This is a genomic window from Oceanivirga salmonicida, assembly GCF_001517915.1.
In the GTDB taxonomy this organism is placed as follows: domain Bacteria; phylum Fusobacteriota; class Fusobacteriia; order Fusobacteriales; family Leptotrichiaceae; genus Oceanivirga; species Oceanivirga salmonicida.
On sequence record NZ_LOQI01000025.1, the window covers coordinates 1 to 20,185 of the forward strand.

Genomic DNA, 20,185 nt, shown 5'->3' on the forward strand with positions numbered 1-20,185 from the left:
TTATATACCATAAGAGGATTTATTCAACCCTTATTTTTGATTTTTGAGAAGTTACAGACTTTTTACCGCACTCTCGTTTTTATTATTTTTAATTATACTTATCAAAATGATTTACTAAGATTTCAACTCTTCTTAATTTTTCTGGATTTCCGTCAGTTATTTCATTATAACCTCTTGATCTAATTAAAATATTAATATCTTGGTTTAATCCTAATTCATATAACATTGCTTTTACAACTTTAGCACGATTTAATCCTAATTTTAAATTATATTTTTCTTTATAAGCTGTATCAGTATAACCAATTATTTCTACAACTCTGTCTGTATAATTAGAATTTATTATTTCTACTATATTTTTAAGTTTAGCAATTTGTTCAGGCTTAATTTTGAATTTATCTAAATCAAAGTCTGTAACAGTAAATTTAATAGATTTTCTAATTGCATTATCTAATTTGTTTTCTAATTCCGCATTTTTTGCCTTTAAATCATCAATTTGCTCTTGTATATTTTTTAAATCTGGAGAATTACTTATTGATTTAACTATAGTTTTATCTTCTCTACCAAAATTATAATTTATACCTGCTCCTAAATTAAAGTTACCTGTAAAGTCTACACCACCTGCTATTTTATAAACTACTCTCTTATTTCTATCTTGACCTGATATACCAACTGCTATTGCACCATTTTTATCATAATATGATACTCCAGCTCCTATACTAAATAATCTATTGTATGTTACTTGTGGTATCATTGCTGTTGCTATTGCACCTGCTACTCCACCTTTTAATTTATCGTTAGATTTATTTAATTGCGATACATTTACTGCATCAGTCGGATTTGTTCCAGCCCCAACATTGCTTATTTTTTTGCCACCTGCATCAATACCAGTAGTTTTATCTATAACCACTCCACCAATTGTAATTTTTTCAAAATCTATTTCTTTTGCTGTTGATAATGTAAATTTACCTGTTGTACCATCCACGTCTACTTTTAAATTCTTTCCTGCTTCTATTGTTACAGTTTTTCCTGCTTTTACTTCTGTTTCTCCATTTGTTCCTGTTGCCTGTGTATCTGTATTTGTTCCTGCTATTTTATGACTTGCATTGTTTAGTGCTTCAGATACTTCTCCTACTGTTGCTAATTTATTTTCATCTCCTGCTTTTGATTTTGTTGCTCCATCTGCATTTTTTTCTATTTTTCCAGTTTTGGCTTGTATCTTATTATCAACTATTTCTATAGTTTTGTCATCTGTATTTATGTCATATTTTATATCTGTTTTACCATTTGAACTAGTAACTATTGCTGTTGTTGCTTTTCCATCTATGAAGTTTACTTCTTTTCCTGCTGTTATTAAATCTTTTTTAGTACCATTTCCTAATAAATTAAAGCCTGCTCCATTTATCATTTCTGTTACATTACCCACAGTTGCTAAACTATTAGCCTTTGTTGGTGTATTTACTGTTCCTTTATCTTTATTTAATGTTAATGCTTCAGTCTTAATACCTAACTTATATTTTACACTCTTATCTACTTGTTTTTCTTCTACTACTTCTAATTGATCTTTTGTTGTGCTTTCAACTACTGTTTTTGCTGCATTAGTTAAATTTTTAAGTTGTCCATAGTTTACTGCATCTGTATCATCAGTTCCTGCTGCTACATTAGTTATTTTCTTATTTCCTGCATTTATTCCATCAGCCTTTGTAATTTCTACGTCTCCAACTTTTACTTTATCAAAATCTACTTCTTTTGCCGTTGATAATGTAAATTTACCTGTTTTAGCATCTACGTCTACTTTTAAATTCTTTCCTGCTTCTATTGTTACAGTTTTTCCTGTCTTTACTTCTGTTTCTCCATCTTTTCCTGTTGCTTGTGCATCTGTATTTGTTCCTGCTATTTTATGGCTTGCATTATTTAAAGCATTAGATACTTCTTCTACTGTTGCTAATTTCTTTTCATCTCCTGCTTTTGATTTTGTTGTTCCATCTGCATTTTTTTCTATTTTTCCAGTTTTGGCTTGTATCTTATTATCAACTATTTCTATAGTTTTGTCATCTGTATTTATATCAACTTTTATATCAGTTTTCTTTCCTGATGCTTCTGTTGTTACTGTTACCTTTGTTGCATTTCCATTTACAAAATCTACTTTATCATCTGCTTTTACTAAGTCTTTTTGTTCTCCATTTCCTAGTAAGTTCCACCCTGAATTAGCTACTTTATCATTAAGTTGTGATACATTTACTGCATCAGTATCATTAGTTCCTGCTACTACATTAGTTATTTTCTTGTTTCCTGCATTTATTCCATCAGTTTTTGTAATTTCTACGTCTCCAACTTTTACTTTATCAAAATCTACTTCTTTCGCTGTTGATAATGTAAATTTACCTGTTTTAGCATCTACATCTACTTTTAAATTCTTTCCTGCTTCTATTGTTACAGTTTTTCCTGATTTTACTGTTGCTTCTCCATCTTTTCCTGTTGCTTGTATATCTGAATTTGCACCTTTTATCTTATGGCTTGCTTTATTTATTGCTTTTGCAACTTCACCCACAGTTGTTAATTTTGCTTCATCTCCTGCTTTTGATTTTGCTGTTCCATCTGGATTTTCTTCTATTTCACCAGTTTTTGCTTGTATTTTTTTATCAACTATTTCTATAGTCTTATTATCTGTATTTATATCAAAAGTTATTGTATTTTTTTTATTTGCTCCATCTGTTACTACTTTGGCTGTTGTTGCATTTCCATCTAAGAAATCAACAGAATCTCCCGCTTTTACTAAATCTTTTTGTGCTTCGTTTCCTAGTAAGTTCCAACCAGAATTATTTATTGTATTAGTTAAATTATGAAGTTGTGAACCATTTACTGCATCTGTACTTGTCGCCGATATTAAACCTGGTGCAAGTCCTGTTATTTTATTTGTTGTCTTGTCTATTATAACATTACCCACTGTAACTTTATCAAATCCTACTTCTTTTGCTGTTGATAATTTAAATATTCCTGTTGTTCCATCTACGTCTACTTTTAAATTCTTTCCTGCTTCTATTGTTACAGTTTTTCCTGATTTTACTGTTGCTACTCCATCTTTTCCTGTTGCCTGTGCTTCCGTATTTGTTCCTTTTATCTTATGACTTGCATTGTTTAATGCTTCAGATACTTCTCCTACTGTTGCTAATTTCTTTTCATCCCCTGCTTTTGATTTTGTTGTTCCATCTGCATTTTTTTCTATTTTTCCAGTTTTTGCTTGTATTTTTTTATCAACTATTTCTATCGTTGCATCATCTACATTTATGTCATATTTTATATCTGTTTTTCCATTTGAACTAGTAACTACTGCCGTTGTTGCTTTTCCATTCAAGAAATCAATAGAATTTCCTGCAGTTATTAAATCTTTTTTAGTCCCATTTCCTAGTAAATTAAAGCCTGCTCCATTTATCATTTCTGTTACATTACCTACTGTTGCTAAACTACTAGCTTTTGTTGGTGTATTTACTGTTCCTTTATCTTTATCTAATGTTAATGCTTCAGTTTTAATACCTAATTTGTATTTTACACTCTTATCTGCTTGTAGTTCTTCCACTACTTCTAATTGATCTTTTGTTGTACTTTCAACTACTGTTTTGGCTGCACTAGTTAAGTTTTTAAGCTGTGATACATTTACTGCATCTGTGTCAGCAGTTCCTGCCAATACATTAGTTATTTTCTTACTTCCTGCATTTATTCCATCTGTTTTATCTATTATTACTGGTCCAACTGTAACTTTTTCAAATTCTACTTCTTTAGCAGTTGATATTTTAAATCCACCTGTTGCCTTATCTACATCTAATTTTAAATTCTTTCCTGCCTCTAATGTTAATGTATCTCCTGCTTTTACTGTTGCTACTCCATCTGTTCCTACTGCTTGTGCATCAGTATTTTTCCCTGATACTTTATGGCTTGCTGAATTTATTGCTTTTGCAACTTCACTCACTGTTGTTAATTTATTTTCATCTCCTGATTTTGCTTCAACTGTCCCTGGTTTAGCCGTTGATTCAGATATTTTTCCTGTTTTTGCTTGTATTTTATTATTTGCTACTTCTATTGTTGCATCATCTACATTTATGTCATATTTTATATCTGTTTTTCCATTTGAACTAGTAACTACTGCCGTTGTTGCTTTTCCATTCAAGAAATCAATAGAATTTCCTGCAGTTATTAAATCTTTTTTAGTACCATTTCCTAATAAATTAAAACCTGCTCCATTTATCATTTCTGTTACATTACCTACTGTTGCTAAACTACTAGCTTTTGTTGGTGTATTTACTGTACCTTTATCATTATCTAATGTTAATGCTTCAGTTTTAATACCTAATTTGTATTTTACACTCTTATCTGCTTGTAGTTCTTCCACTACTTCTAATTGATCTTTTGTTGTACTTTCAACTACTGTTTTGGCTGCACTAGTTAAGTTTTTAAGCTGCGATACATTTACTGCATCTGTGTCAGCAGTTCCTGCCAATACATTAGTTATTTTCTTACTTCCTGCATTTATTCCATCTGTTTTATCTATTATTACTGGTCCAACTGTAACTTTTTCAAATTCTACTTCTTTAGCAGTTGATATTTTAAATCCACCTGTTGCCTTATCTACATCTAATTTTAAATTCTTTCCTGCCTCTAATGTTAATGTATCTCCTGCTTTTACTGTTGCTACTCCATCTGTTCCTGTTGCTTGCGCTTCTGTATTTGTTCCTTTTATCTTATGACTTGCATTGTTTAATGCTTCAGATACTTCTCCTACCGTTGTTAATTTATTTTCATCTCCTGATTTTGCTTCAACTGTCCCTGGTTTAGCCGTTGATTCAGATATTTTTCCTGTTTTTGCTTGTATTTTATTATTTGCTACTTCTATTGTTGCATCATCTACATTTATGTCATATTTTATATCTGTTTTTCCATTTGAACTAGTAACTACTGCCGTTGTTGCTTTTCCATTTATAAAGTTTACTTCTTTTCCTGCTGTTATTAAATCTTTTTTAGTCCCATTTCCTAGTAAGTTCCATCCTGAATTAGCTACTTTATCATTAAGTTGTGATACATTTACTGCATCTGTATCATTAGTTCCTGCTGTTACATTAGTTATTTTTTTACTTCCTGCATTTATTCCATTTGTTTTATCTATTATTACTGGTCCAACTGTTACCTTATCAAATTCTACTTCTTTAGCAGTTGACAATTTAAATTTACCTGTTGAATCTACTTCTAAATCTAAATTCTTTCCTGCTTCTATTGATAATGTATCTCCTGCTTTTATTGTTGCTTCTCCATCATTTTTTGTTACTTGAGCATTAGTATTTTTACCTTCAACTTTATGACTTGCTGAATTTATTGCTTTTGCAACTTCATCTACTGTTGCTAATTTCTTTTCATCTCCTGCTTTTACTTCAACTGTTCCTGGTTTAGCTGTTGATTTAGATATTTCTCCTGTTTTAACCCCAACTTCATATTTAGTGCTTTTATCTGCTTGAGTTTTTGTTGTTACTGTCAATTGATCTGGCGTTATGCTTTCTACTGTTGATTTAGCTTCTTTTAATTGTTTAACATTTACCGCATCTTTATCATCAGTTCCTGCTAATACATTAGTTATTTTTTTACTTCCTGCATTTATTCCATCTGTTTTATCTATTATTACTGGTCCAACTGTTACCTTATCAAATTCTACTTCTTTAGCAGTTGACAATTTAAATTTACCTGTTGAATCTACTTCTAAATCTAAATTCTTTCCTGCTTCTATTGATAATGTATCTCCTGCTTTTATTGTTGCTTCTCCATCATTTTTTGTTACTTGAGCATTAGTATTTTTACCTTCAACTTTATGACTTGCTGAATTTATTGCTTTTGCAACTTCATCTACTGTTGCTAATTTCTTTTCATCACCTGTTTTTGATTTAACTTTACCTTCATCTGTACCAGTTCCTGCTTCTATTTTACCAGTTACTGCTTTTATTTTATTTGCAGAATTTACTGTTATAGTTGTATCATCTGTATTTACATCAAATGTTATTTTACTCTTTTTCTTTGCTCCATCTGTTGTTACTTTTGCTATTGTTGCTTTTCCATTTATGAAATCTACCTTATCATTTGTTTTTACCAAATCTTTTTTAGTTCCATTTCCTAATAAATTCCATCCAGATTCTTTTATTTTTGTTTGTAATTTATTAGCCACTGAGAATAATTGTGAACCATTTACTGCATCTGTACTTGTTGCACTGATTATTGCTGGTGAAACATTTTTTATTTGTCTTTCAAAACCAACTGAACCAACTGAAACTTGATCCCCTGGATTAATAGCATTTCCACCCGCATCTCTTCCTGCATAATTATCGTATACCATATTTTTACCGGTTGGTGTCCCATCTGAGTTTAATATAGGGATAATTGTTTTTGAAGAATATTCTGCATTAGTATTAGTGTCAGAGCCTGCACCTAGTGCTACTGAATTTGATTTATTTGCATTAGCTCCTATACCAAATGCTGTTGAACCAAATGCCATTGCTCTTGAGCCTGTACCAACTGCTGTTGATAAAGCACCTAATGCAAAAGATTGTGTACCTACAACAACAGAACCAGGTCCCTTTGCAGTAGTATTGATATAACGACCTGTTCCATTCGCAGAATTAGGTCTAGTATTATCAACTAACCATTTTCCTGTTTCTTTATAATATCGTTTAGCAACATTACTATTATTAAACTGTTTGTTAGTCATTGTATAATCATTCCACTTAGGTGGTCTTCCTTTATGCGCTACAAAATCTAAATCATCTCCACCAATAGAAATTGAAGAATCACCTAAAGCACTTGTATCTCCACCAATTGCTATAGATTGATTCCCATCCGCTATAGTATTTTTTACCCCTATAGCAATATTTTGTTGTTTAGTGGCTTTTGTTCCTCTTCCACCTATAGCTATTGATAAATCTCCAGTTGCTTCTCCTGCTATTCCCACAGCATCATTAGCTGCAGTTCCCCCTCCAACAGCATAGTCAGCCATAGAAAAACTACCGCTTATTAAAAATGCAATAATTGTAGCCTGAGTTACTTTAAGTTTTCCCTTTAACCATCTTTTTAAATTTTTATTAAAATCATTCTTCATAATATTATCTCCTTTTAAACAAATTATTGTATAAATTTTAAATAAAAATCTAAACTTTGATTAATAGTATTTAACGGATTTTAAAGTCTTAATATTTATGTCTAACTAAATAATTTTAAAATTTCTCTTTTATTTTTTTATACAAGTCTTAATTATATGTATATATTATACCATACCCCTCCCCCTACTTGTCAAATTTCATTAATTTTAATTAACAAAAATAGACTTTTTTTATTTATTTTTTTTTATTAATAAATATAAAAACAATGTATTAAAAAGTCTTTAATAGACTTTTATATTCCCCCTTCAAAATTTTACTTAATTTATGTTAGTTTAATATTACTTCTTTAATATTGAACAATTTAATTTTAAATTTGTTCCACCATATGTAAAAATAACTATTAAAAATAACTAATTTTTAAACTAATTATTATAATTCCAATTTTTTTTAAATAAAAAAAGATGAATAATTAGTACATTTAAGTTTCTAATTTTTCCATCTTTTATATAATTAGGTTATTTTGTAACAATTTTATAATTATTTACTTTCTATAATTTTCTAAATTTGAAGTATATTTTTTACCCTTTAATTTATTTATAGCTTTAACTTCTATTTGTCTTATTCTTTCTCTTGTTACATCAAATATTTTACCAACTTCTTCTAATGTTTTGGGTGCTCCATCATCTAATCCAAATCTATGTCTTAAAACCATTTCCTCTCTTTCATTAAGAGCTTCTTTTAAAATAGATTCAAGTTTTTCTCTTAATAATACCCTAGTAGTTGCATCATAAGGATTTAAAAATTTATCATCTTCAACAAAATCCCCTAATTGACTATCTTCTTCACTACCAACTGGCGTTTCAAGTGAAATTGGATCTTGATTCATCTCTAAAATACTTTTAACCTTATCTATTGGTATATCAAGTTTTTTAGATAATTCATCAGGACTTGGCTCTTTCCCTGTTTTTTGAAGTATCATTCTACTTTCTTTTTTTATTTTATTTATTGTCTCTATCATATGTACTGGTATTCTTATTGTTCTACCTTGATCGGCTATTGCTCTCGTTATTGCCTGTCTTATCCACCATGTTGCATAAGTTGAAAATTTAAACCCTTTTTCATGTTCAAATTTTTCTACCGCTTTAATAAGACCCATATTACCTTCTTGTATAAGATCTAATAATTTTAAACCCCTATTAGTATGTTTTTTGGCAATACTAACAACTAACCTTAAATTTGATTCTATTAGCTTTTTCTTGGCATCTTCATCATCTTCTAGTACTTTTTGTGCTAATTCTATTTCTTGTGCATGATTTAATAATGGAATGTTTCCTATCTCACGAAGATACATCTTAATCGGTTCATCAACATTTAATTGATCTGCAATTTTCATTATATCATCATTAAGCATTTTTTGAACTTCTTCATCATCTATTTTATCATAAGGTATAGTAGTTAAATTTAATTTTTCATTTATAATCTTTATTCCTTGTGATTCCATTTTAAGGATAAATTGTTCTAATTTTTCCTTACCTATTCTTTTTAAAAATAGATCCTCTAATTGCCTCCTGCTGATTTCACCTTTTGATTTAGCTTCTTTTAAGATATTTGACAAATCACTCTTTAAATCATTTATTTGATAAGACATGCAAATTCCTTCCTTCGTATTCTAAATATTCTGAAAATAATTTCTCTGTTTCTTCCCTATTTATAATATTTATTTTCTTTAATTTATTAATATATTCTATGTACTTAACGTACATATCGCTTGGCATTTTTGAAAGATTTCCTCCAGTATATATCATAATATAGTTTAGCGAATCTTTGATATATGCTTCTACCCATTTTGAATATATTTTATTTCTGTAATCCTCTTTTGTATATTTGTCTTCATATTTTGTTATTATGTGTCCCAAAGTTTCATAATCTTCTTTATCTAAATTATTTTCATTAAAATCTGATTTTACGAGTTTTTCTAAAATATCACTATATTCTCCAGCAAAAATAAAGTTAGTATATTTCTTTCTTTCTTCTTGTCTCCTATAAAGAAGATAAATTGTAAGTTCTTCTAATTGTTTAGATTTACTTAATTTTTGTTCTTCATTTTCAGAATTTATTTTTTTCTTAGTACTTATTTTTTCTGCATTAATATTTTTAAAAATTATTTCTTTTTCTAATACATCATAATTAATTTCTAATCTAGCTGACAGTTTTTTTAAATTGTTTTCAAAATGTATAGCACTTGAAAAACTTGAAAAATAGTCTTTTAAATCATTAATTACTGATATTTTTGATGCTATCTTAGTCATATCATATGATTTAGAATAATGAATGTATAAAAAGTCAAACGCATCTATTGATTTATTAAGTAGTTCTATAAATTTGTCTTTTCCATATTTAAATATAAATTCATCTGGATCTTTTGCAAGATTTTCCAAATTCATTATTTTGATATTAAACCCATATTTATTAAGTATATTTATACTTCTTATCTTGGCTTCTTTACCTGCATTGTCATCATCATAAGCGATTACTATGTTTTTAGTCATTTTACTTATTAAAAATGCTTGCTTTTCTGTAAGTGCTGTTCCAAGACTTGCTATGGTATTTTTTATATTATTTTGATGTAATCTAAGTACATCAAAAAATCCTTCCACCAATATACACGAGTTATATTCCCTTATTTTAACTCCACCATCAAATAAACCAAATACTTCATTACCTTTTACAAAAATTTTAGTTTCCTTAGAATTTAAATATTTTGCTGATTTTTCATCATTACTTATATCTCTTGCACCAAAACCAACTATTTTCCTATTTATATTATAAATAGGAAAGGTAATTCTATTTACAAAAGTATCGTAATATTGTTTGTTAAACTTAATTAAACCTAATTCTTCTAATATTTCATTATCAAATTTATTGTATAAATCATTATATGTATCTGTCGCATAACCTAGTCCAAAATTTTCTATATCTTCATTAGTATATGCTCTACTTTCTAGATACTTTAGTGCTTTTGTAGAATTTTTAAGATTTTTTTGAAAATGTTCATTAACTTTTGATAATTCTAAATAACTTTTCTCATTTTCATCAATCTTATATACTACATTGTCTAATTTAACATTATATCTTTTAGACAGTTCTATTAAGGCCTCTTTATAGCTAATTTTTTCCATTAAACTATAGAATTTTATTACATCTCCACCTATGCCTGTACTAAAATCTTTAAATATATTTTTATTTGGTGCAACACTAAATGAAGGGGTATTCTCCTCTTTAAAAGGTGAATAACCAATATAACCTGAACCAGATTTTCTTAAATCTACATACTCTGATATAAAGGTAACTATATCTATTTTCTCTAATAGTTTATCTTTTGAGTTTTTTTGATTATCTTTCATTTGTCCCTCTTATAATAGTATATTGCGTTATTAGAATTTGTCAAATTAATTTTCTTTAATTTCTATTTTATTTTCCAAAATCTCTTTAAAAACATCATCCATTACTTCATGTTTTTTATCTCCTGCGGTCATTTTTTCTCTAACAAGTTTTCCACAAACTATAGCTAATTCATATTTATTAGGTATCACATTTAGTAATTCATCAACTGTTATTTTATTTTTTTTCATTATACTCACCTTTTATTATTTTTTCTAACATGTTTATAGATTCTTCCAAATCGTCGTTAATTATAGTATAATCATAGTATTTTTCATACTCTAACTCTTTTTTCGCATTAATTAATCTTTTCTCTATCACTTCATTACTATCTGTTTTTCTGTCTCTTAATCTTTTTTCTAAAATCTCATCATCTGCAACCTTACAAAATATTAGCACTATGTCAGAATATTTTTGTTTAGCGATTACTGCTCCTTGTACATCTATTTCTAAAATTATATTATTACCTTTACTTAATTCTTTTTCTACCACTGAAATTAAAGTCCCGTAATAATTCCCATGAACATTAGCATATTCAAAAAATTCATTTCTTTCTATTTTCTTCTCAAATTCTTCTTTTGTAACAAAATAATAATCAACTCCATCAATTTCTCCAACTCTAGGTTTTCTACTAGTCGCCGATATTGATAAAGGTATATTTAACTTATCTCTTACTATTTTTGTTATAGTTGATTTCCCTGAACCAGAAGGTCCTGAAACTATAAATAATTTTCCTTGCATTGTTCTCCTTAATTTTAAAATGAGAACAGCCAATTTAAAATTGACTGTCTCCTTTCTATTATTTTTCTACATGTTCAACAGTTAATTCCTTATAATCTCTAAATCCTGTACCACCAGGTATTTTTTTACCTATAATAACATTTTCTTTAAGACCTTCTAATCTATCTACTTTTCCTTCAATAGCAGCATTAGCTAGAACCTTAGTTGTTTCTTGGAATGATGATGCAGATATAAAGCTTTCTGTATTAACGGCTGCTTTTGTTATACCTTGAATTATAGGTTCATAAGTAGCTTCTTTTTTACCTTTAGCTCTTAACATTTCATTTTCTTTTTCTATAATTCTCTTATCTACCAATTCATCCTCTAGGAATAAAGTAGCACCTGAATCAACAATTTTTACTTTTTGGAACATTTGCTTAACTATTATTTCTATATGTTTATCATTAACAGTAACTCCTTGTCCTCTATATACACCTTGCACTGATTCTAATATAAATTGTTGGGCTTCTACTTCCCCTTTAATTCTTAAAATATCATGTGGTGATATAGGTCCATCTGTAATTTTAGCACCTTTTTCTATAAGGGTTTCATTAGTTACTACTAAACGTTCTCCACCTTGTATAATATATTGCTTAATTTCAGCTCCTGTTTCAGCGTCTACAATAGAAATTGTTTTAGCTCCTCTTTTATTTTTTATATCATCTTTAAATATTACTCTACCTGTAACATCTGATAATACTGATTTACCTTTTGGATTTCTTGCTTCAAATAATTCTTGTATTCTAGGAAGTCCACCTGTAATATCTTTATTACCTTCTCCTGTTTTAATTATTTTAGCAATAGTTTGTCCTGCTTTAACTTTTTCTCCAGAACTAAACATTAAATATGCTCCATATGGTATACTATATTCAGCAATTTTTTTATTATTTTTACCATAAATAATTGCTCTTGGATTAATTTCTGTATTTTCAGAAGGTTTAACTGCTAGTTTTTCAACAACATTATATTTAATATCTATATTTTCTTTAATATATATATCTCTATATTCAATCTTACCTGATTCTTTTGTAATTATCGGTGTTTGGTGAGGATCGAATTCTGCTATTACACTACCTTTAGTTACCTTTGCTCCATTTTCATATTTAAGTTTAGATCCACTAGGTATTTCATATCTATATTTTCCAATTATTGCTCTCGCATTTTGAGAAACAACAACTTCTTCTCCGTGTACATCTTCTGCCATTTCTAAATCAACATATTTAATTTTACCAGTTATTTCTGCTTTAAAATCACTTTGTACACTAGATGCAGTAGCTACTCCACCTGTATGGAAAGTACGCATTGTAAGTTGTGTTCCTGGTTCTCCTATTGATTGCGCTGCTATAACTCCAACAGCTTCTCCTTTAAGAATTTCTTTATGATTAGATAAATCTATACCATAACATTTCTTACATACCCCTTTTTCAAGTTTACATGTAAGTGGACTTCTTAATATAACTTCTGATATTTCTAAAGCTTCAATTTCAGCTAATAACTCATCATCAATTAATGTATTAGCTTTTGCTATTACTTTATCTTCATGAATTAAATCAACAGCTAAATTTCTACCATATATTCTTTCAGATAATTTTTCAATAATCTCTCCTGATTCTACTAAATTAGAAACTTTAATTCCATTTGGTAGGCATCCACAGTCATCTCTATTAACTATAACTTCATGAGAAATATCAACTAATCTTCTTGTTAAATATCCTGAATCGGCAGTTCTTAAAGCCGTATCAGCAGATCCTTTTCTAGCACCATGTGAAGACATAAAGAAGTCTAAGACACTTAAGCCTTCTCTAAAGTTGGCTTTAATTGGTTTTTCCATAATTCTACCTTGTGTATCTGCCATAAGTCCACGCATTCCACCTAATTGACGCATTTGTGCTGTAGATCCTCTGGCTCCTGAAGTTGCCATCATGTATACTGAGTTAAATTCATCTAGGTTGTCCATCATATCTTCTGTAACTTTTTCAGTAACTTCTGACCAAATTTCAACCGTTCTTCTGTATCTTTCCTCGTTTATTATCTTACCTTGTCTATATTCTTCATCAACAGCTAAAACTTTTTTATCTGCTTCTTCTAATAAAGTTTTTTTACTTGCAGGTATTTCTAAATCTTCAACACTTACTGTAATTCCTGCTAAGGTACTATAATGATAACCAAATTCTTTTATCTTATCTAATAACTCAGAAGTAATTTGCGAACCATATTTTTTATATAATTCTATAATCAAATTAGATATTTCTTTTTTACCATAAGTTTTGTTATAATTTCTGACTTCTTTTGGTAACATAGTTGCAAACATAAGTCTTCCTGCTGTTGTTTCTACTAATTCTCCATCTATTTTAACCTTAACTATGGCATGTGTTTCTATCTTTTTATTTTGATAAGCTGTTACTAATTGATTTTTATTAGAGAATACTAAACCTTCTCCTTTTTCACCTTTTCTTGATTTAGTCATGTAATAACATCCCATAACCATATCTTGCGAAGGAACTGCTATAGGTTTACCACTTGAAGGTGATAAAATATTATTAGTTGACATCATTAATATTTTCGCTTCCATTTGTGCTTCTGGTGATAATACCAAATGAACAGCCATTTGGTCTCCATCAAAATCGGCATTAAATGCAGAACATACTAATGGGTGTAATCTTATAGCCTTACCTTCTATTAAAGTAGGTTCAAATGCTTGTATAGATAATCTATGTAATGTTGGGGCTCTGTTTAATAAAACAGGGTGATTTTTAATTATTTCTTCAATTAAATCCCATATACACTCATCTTCTTCTTCAACCATTCTTTTTGCAATTTTAATATTTATTGCTAATTCTCTTTTAACTAATTCTCTCATTAAGAAAGGTTTATATAGTTCCAATGCCATTTTCTTAGGCAATCCACATTGGTTCATTTTTAAATCTGGTCCTACGACTATAACAGATCTTCCTGAATAATCCACACGCTTACCTAATAAATTTTGTCTAAATCTTCCTTGTTTCCCTTTTAGTATAGAAGATAAAGATTTTAATTCTCTATTATTTTGAGAAAGTATTGCTTTTCCTCTTCTACCATTGTCTATTAAACAATCAACTGCTTCTTGTAACATTCTTTTTTCATTTTTAATCATTGTTTCAGGAGCATTTATTTCCATTAACTTTTTAAGTCTTGCATTTCTATTTATAACTCTTCTATATAAATCATTTAAATCAGAGGTTGCAAAACGACCACCATCTAATTGAACCATAGGTCTTAAATCTGCTGGCATTACTGGTAGTATAGTTAATATCATCCATTCAGGTCTATTACCTGATTGAATTAAATCTCTTAAAATGTTTAATCTTTTTATTATTTTTTTTCTTTTTTGTACTGAATTAGTTGCTTCAAGTTCTACTTCTAAATCTTTTTCCATTTTTTCTAAATCAAGACTTTCAAGTAATTCTAATATACCTTCTGCCCCCATTTTAGCAATAACTTTAATTTTTCTTTGTTTAATGTTTTCGTATTCTCTACTTTGGATTATACTTCCTCTTGAATACTCATCATTTCCTTCTATTATTATATATTTAGAATGATATAACACTGCTTCTAAATCTTTTGTAGATACTCCTAGTAAAATACTCATTTTATTAGGTGTACCCTTAGAGTACCATATATGTGCTATGGGTGCAGCTAATTCTATATGTCCCATTCTTTCTCTTCTAACTTTAGAAGTAGTAACATCAACGCCGCATCTTTCACATTTAATACCTTTATGTTTTAACCTTTTATATTTTCCACAAGCACATTCATAATCTTTAGCTGGGCCAAATATTTTTTCACAAAAAAGTCCGTTTGCTTCTGGCTTTAATGTTCTATAATTTATTGTTTCAGCTTTTGTAACTTCTCCATAAGACCAACTTAATATCTTTTCTGGTGAAGCTAACTTTATTTGAATACTATCAAAATCTCTTATACTCATTAAATAAGACTCCTTACATATCTACATTATTATCTAATTCTATTCTTTCTCCATCATTATCATAAAGGTTAATATCTAACCCCAATGATTGAAATTCCTTCATTAAAACTTTAAATGATTCTGGTGCTTCTGCCTCAGGCATTGATTGCCCTTTTACAATAGCTTCATAAGTTTTAGTTCTTCCGTTAATATCATCAGATTTAACTGTTAACATCTCTTGTAAAATATTAGATGCCCCATAGGCTTCTAATGCCCATACTTCCATTTCACCTAATCTTTGTCCACCGAATTGTGCCTTACCACCTAATGGTTGTTGTGTTACTAATGAATAAGGTCCTATTGCTCTTGCATGCATCTTATCTTCAACTAAATGGTGTAATTTTAACATATACATTCTACCAACTGTTACTGGATTATCAAATGCTTGTCCTGTTCTACCATCAATTAACTTAACCTTACCTGTTCTTGAAAATCCTGCTTCTTCTAATTTATCTTGTACATCTTTTTCACTAGCTCCATCAAATACAGGTGTTGCTATATATTCACCTAATGTTCCTAAGGCTAATCCTAAATGCACTTCCAATACTTGTCCTATATTCATACGCGATGGTACTCCTAATGGATTTAAACAAATATCAACAGGTGTTCCATCCTCTAAGTGTGGCATATCTTCAACAGGTAATATTCTTGATACTATACCTTTATTACCATGTCTACCAGACATTTTATCTCCAACAGTTATTTTTCTTTTTTCTGCTATATATATTCTTATTAATTTATTTACGCCTGCTTTTAAGTCATCTCCATTTTCTTTTGATAACTCTAATACTTCAACTACTGTTCCTTTAACCCCATGTGGTAATCTTAAAGAAGTATCTCTAACATCTTTTGCCTTATCACCGAATATTGCTCTTAATAGTTTTTCTTCTGCTGGTGGTTCAGTTTCTCCTTTTGGAGTCACCTTACCTACTAATATATCATCAGGTTTAACATATGCTCCAACCCTTATTACTCCTCTTTCATCTAAGTTTTTAAGAGCTTCTTCTGATATATTAGGTATTTCACGAGTTATTTCTTCATCTCCTAATTTAGTAGTTCTTGATTCTACATCAAATTCTTCTATATGAAGTGAAGTAAATACATCATCTTTTCTTAATCTTTCTGATATTAATATAGCATCCTCGTAGTTGTATCCTTCCCAAGGCATAAATGCTATTAATATATTTCTACCTAATGCTAAATCTCCACCAGAAGTTGATGGTCCATCTGCTAAAATTTGTCCTTTTTTAACTTTTTGTCCTAAATCAACTATAGGTTTTTGATGTAAACACATAGATTGATTAGATTTTTCAAAATTTAATAATCTATATAAGTATTCATTTCCATTTTTATCTGTTACTACTATTTTTTTAGCATCAACAGCACTAACATATCCTGCTACTTCAGAAGTTATAACTGCTCCTGAATCTATTGCAACTTTTCTTTCTAAACCTGTTCCAACCAAAGGAGCTTCTGTTTTAAGTAATGGTACTGCTTGTCTTTGCATGTTTGAACCCATTAACGCACGGTTAGCATCATCATGTTCTAAAAATGGTATTAATCCTGCTGAAACTGATACTAATTGCTTAGGTGATACATCCATTAAATCAACTTTATTTTTATCTATTGTTACTATCTCATCATCATATCTACACACAGGATCAGATAATAATTCACCCTTTTCATTTGTAGGTGTATCTGCTTGGGCTATAAATAGTCCTTCTTCCTCATCTGCTCCTAAATAATGTATATCATTAAAGTCTGCTACTCCATCTTTTACTTTTACATAAGGTGTTTCTATAAATCCATACTTATTAACCTTACCATAAGTTGAAAGTGAAGATATTAATCCTATATTAGGTCCTTCTGGTGTTTCTATAGGACATATTCTACCATAGTGTGAGTTATGAACGTCACGCACTTCAAATCCTGCTCTATCTCTTGAAAGTCCGCCCGGTCCTAATGCTGATATTCTTCTTTTATGAGTTAATTCACTCAAAGGATTAGACTGATCCATGAATTGTGATAATTGACCACTACCAAAGAATTCTAATATTAAAGCATTTAAAGGTTTAATATTTAATAAACTTTGAGATGTTAATGTATTAATATCTTGTGTAGTCATTTTTTCTCTTACCATTTTAGCCATTTTTATTATTCCACCTTTAATTTGTATGGCTAATAATTCTCCAACTCCACGAACACGTCTATTAGATAAATTGTCTATATCATCAGTAGTTCCTTCACCTCTCATAAGTTTTCTTATGTAGTTAATAGTTGCAACTATATCTTCTTTTGTTATTACTATTTCTGTATCAGGTAAATTTAATTTTAATCTTTTATTTATCTTATATCTTCCAACATTAGCTAAATCATATCTTTGCGGATTAAAGAACATAGGTTTTATCAGTGTTCTAGCACTTTCTAATGTTACTAAATCTCCTGGTCTTAATTTTTTGTATATTTCAATTATAGCTTCATCTGAATTATTTGTTATATCTGTCATTATTGAATTTGCCAATGGTTGATCTTCTGGTTTTACTTCCCAATAATTAAGTTTTTCTAATCCTATTTTAACCATATTTTCAATAGTTAATTCATCTATTCTTTTACCACTCTCTATTAAATATTCCCCAGTTGCTTCATTTAAAATATCATCTTTTGCAAAAGAACCTTCTAATCTAGATTTTAAGATACCTATTATTTCCTCTTTTGGATATTCTTTTTTTATCTCTTTTAAATTTATAGTTTTAGTTTCTAAAAAACTATCTATAATTTCTAAATTAGTCTTGAAAAAATCCACAGCTTTTAAAAATACTGTTGCTGGAACTTTTTTTCTTCTATCAATTTTTACGTTTAAACAATCTTTCTTATCTACTTCAAACTCTAACCAAGTCCCTTTATATGGTATTATTTTACCTATAAAGATATCTTTACCTGTTTGCATATCTAATTCTTTATTAAAAGTAATCCCTGGTGCTCTATGTAATTGAGAAACTACAACTCTTTCTGCCCCATTAATTATAAATGTTGCTTTATCTGTCATTAAAGGAATTTCACCAAAATGAACCAATGATTCTTGTATTTCACCAGTTTTATTATTTATTAATCTAAGCATTACCTTTAATTGCCCCGAATAAGTTTTCCCTCTTTTTTTACATTCAAGCTCATCATTTAAAGGTGCTTCACTATCATGTAATTCATAATATTGATACTCTAATTTTAAAGTACCATTACCAGATTCAATAGGAAATATTTCTCTAAATATTGCCTCAAATCCTTTATCTTCTCTTTGAAAAGGATCAACTTTCGATTGTAAAAATTCCTCATAAGAATTTAATTGGAATTCTAAAAAATTAGGCATTTGCCCTCTATCTTTTATCTTACCAAAACTGTATCTGTTTATCAGTTTAGTCATTTATTATCCTCCTATAAATGATTTTATAAAAATTATTTAAAACTAAAAATTTTTGAATTTTCGAATTTTTTTGAAATGCACAAAAGACACTCCACAATCGTAGAGTGTCTAGAATATTAAAATTTACTTAACTTCTACTGTTGCTCCAACAGCTTCTAATTTACCTTTAATTTCTTCAGCTTCTTCTTTAGAAACTCCTTCTTTAACTTTTGCACCGTTAGTTTCAACTAATTCTTTTGCTTCTTTTAATCCTAATCCTGTAATTGCTCTTACTTCTTTAATTACACCTATTTTGCTTGATCCAGCAGACATTAATATAACGTCAAATTCTGATTTTTCTTCAACTGCTGCTCCACCTGCTGCTCCTCCTGCTACTGCTACTGGTTGTGCTGAAACTCCAAATGTTTCTTCTATTGCTTCTACTACTTCTTTTAATTCTAAAACTGTCATTGCTTTTAAATCTTCTATAAATTGTTCTTTATTGAAAGCCATTCTATTTTCCTCCTATTTTTTATTTAAATATTTCCTAAGCTATTATGCTTCTTTTTGTTCTGCAACATTTGTCATTGCAACTGCTAACATACGAACTGGACTTAATAATCCATATGCAATCATACCTAACATTTCGTCTCTTGATGGTAGTTTTGCTAAAGCTTCTATTAATTCTTTATCAGCGATTTTTCCATCATAGAATCCACCTTTAATTTGAATTTTTTTATTTTCTTTTGCGAATTCATAAATTGTTTTTGAAGGCCCTACTGCATCTTCATAACCTACTGCAAAAGAAGTTGTTCCTTCCAATAAGTCACCAAAGTTTGGTTCAATCCCTAATTTTTTGAATGCTAATATTACTAATCTATTTTTAGCTACGAAATATTCTACATTATTTTCTCTAGCTGACTTTCTTAGCTTAGTATCTTGATTAACTGTTATTCCTTTGTAGTCTACAAATATAACAGCTTTAGCTCCTTCTAATTTAGACGCTAATCTTTCTACTTCATCTACCTTGTATTGTGCTGGCATATACATTTCACCTCCTAAATATTAAACAAAAAAACCTCTAGCCAGAGGTAAATATATATACATATAATTACTACCTCGGTAGGATTTACCTTTATACCTACTGTCTTTGGCTTGTTTTTCTTTTTACAGTGTATTTTACACTTTTAAATAGAATATGTCAAGTTTTTTTTATAATTTTCCTACTAATTTGTGAAAGCTCACCAAAAGTGAGCCCTTAATAGCTCATTTAATTTTTCGTAAAAGTTCATTAATTTGACCCATTTTTTGTGATATAAATATATTACAAATTAAATTAAAGGAGATGATCGTTTATGTCTAAAAAACTTAAACAATTTAGTGAATTGTATTCACGAAACATATCTTTAAAAGATATTGCTAACATTTTAGAAATTA

General features: G+C 29.1%; 9 protein-coding genes and 1 other annotated feature. All 9 genes read right to left on the reverse strand.

Annotation, left to right across the window (positions count from 1 at the left end; genetic code table 11):
* Positions 1-88: 88 nt before the first annotated feature.
* Complete coding sequence (locus AWT72_RS09460) at positions 89-7,126, reverse strand: OmpA family protein (RefSeq protein ID WP_067141358.1); 7,038 nt, start codon at positions 7,124-7,126, stop codon at positions 89-91.
* A 542-nt stretch (positions 7,127-7,668) separates the two neighbouring features.
* Entirely contained in the window at positions 7,669-8,775 is a 1,107-nt protein-coding gene (gene rpoD, locus AWT72_RS04320) for an RNA polymerase sigma factor RpoD (protein ID WP_067141361.1), read from the reverse strand.
* Positions 8,756-10,531, reverse strand: a complete 1,776-nt coding sequence (gene dnaG / locus AWT72_RS04325) for a DNA primase (protein WP_067141364.1) — start codon at positions 10,529-10,531, stop codon at positions 8,756-8,758. Before dnaG ends, rpoD begins: the two co-directional genes overlap by 20 nt.
* A gap of 45 nt (positions 10,532-10,576) precedes the next feature.
* Positions 10,577-10,759: a DNA-directed RNA polymerase subunit omega gene (locus AWT72_RS04330; protein WP_067141368.1), complete on the reverse strand. Its 183-nt coding sequence runs from the start codon at positions 10,757-10,759 to the stop codon at positions 10,577-10,579.
* The gene (gene gmk / locus AWT72_RS04335) at positions 10,746-11,309 is read right to left on the reverse strand and encodes a guanylate kinase (protein WP_067141371.1); all 564 of its coding nucleotides are present in this window, start codon (positions 11,307-11,309) and stop codon (positions 10,746-10,748) included. The genes AWT72_RS04330 and gmk overlap by 14 nt, the downstream gene beginning before the upstream one ends.
* A 58-nt stretch (positions 11,310-11,367) precedes the next feature.
* Positions 11,368-15,312, reverse strand: a complete 3,945-nt coding sequence (gene rpoC, locus AWT72_RS04340; RefSeq protein WP_067141373.1) for a DNA-directed RNA polymerase subunit beta' — start codon at positions 15,310-15,312, stop codon at positions 11,368-11,370.
* Between the two features lie 13 nt (positions 15,313-15,325).
* Positions 15,326-18,769, reverse strand: coding sequence for a DNA-directed RNA polymerase subunit beta (gene rpoB / locus AWT72_RS04345; RefSeq protein ID WP_067141377.1), 3,444 nt, complete (start codon positions 18,767-18,769; stop codon positions 15,326-15,328).
* Positions 18,770-18,892: 123 nt separating this feature from the next.
* A complete protein-coding gene (gene rplL / locus AWT72_RS04350) occupies positions 18,893-19,261 on the reverse strand; it encodes a 50S ribosomal protein L7/L12 (RefSeq protein ID WP_067141379.1) in 369 nt (122 codons plus the stop codon).
* Positions 19,262-19,303: 42 nt separating this feature from the next.
* Entirely contained in the window at positions 19,304-19,792 is a 489-nt protein-coding gene (rplJ, locus tag AWT72_RS04355; protein WP_067141382.1) for a 50S ribosomal protein L10, read from the reverse strand.
* A 19-nt stretch (positions 19,793-19,811) separates the two neighbouring features.
* Positions 19,812-19,920, reverse strand: a sequence feature (ribosomal protein L10 leader region).
* Between the last annotated feature and the right edge of the window lie 265 nt (positions 19,921-20,185).

Bases quoted from the DNA above. Each gene is read 5' to 3' on its own strand.
- dnaG (WP_067141364.1), bottom strand. From the start codon at position 10,531: ATGAAAGATAATCAAAAAAACTCAAAAGATAAACTATTAGAGAAAATA.
- rplL (WP_067141379.1), bottom strand. From the start codon at position 19,261: ATGGCTTTCAATAAAGAACAATTTATAGAAGATTTAAAAGCAATGACA.
- rpoC (WP_067141373.1), bottom strand. From the start codon at position 15,312: ATGAGTATAAGAGATTTTGATAGTATTCAAATAAAGTTAGCTTCACCA.
- AWT72_RS09460 (WP_067141358.1), bottom strand. From the start codon at position 7,126: ATGAAGAATGATTTTAATAAAAATTTAAAAAGATGGTTAAAGGGAAAA.
- gmk (WP_067141371.1), bottom strand. From the start codon at position 11,309: ATGCAAGGAAAATTATTTATAGTTTCAGGACCTTCTGGTTCAGGGAAA.
- rpoD (WP_067141361.1), bottom strand. From the start codon at position 8,775: ATGTCTTATCAAATAAATGATTTAAAGAGTGATTTGTCAAATATCTTA.
- rpoB (WP_067141377.1), bottom strand. From the start codon at position 18,769: ATGACTAAACTGATAAACAGATACAGTTTTGGTAAGATAAAAGATAGA.
- AWT72_RS04330 (WP_067141368.1), bottom strand. From the start codon at position 10,759: ATGAAAAAAAATAAAATAACAGTTGATGAATTACTAAATGTGATACCT.
- rplJ (WP_067141382.1), bottom strand. From the start codon at position 19,792: ATGCCAGCACAATACAAGGTAGATGAAGTAGAAAGATTAGCGTCTAAA.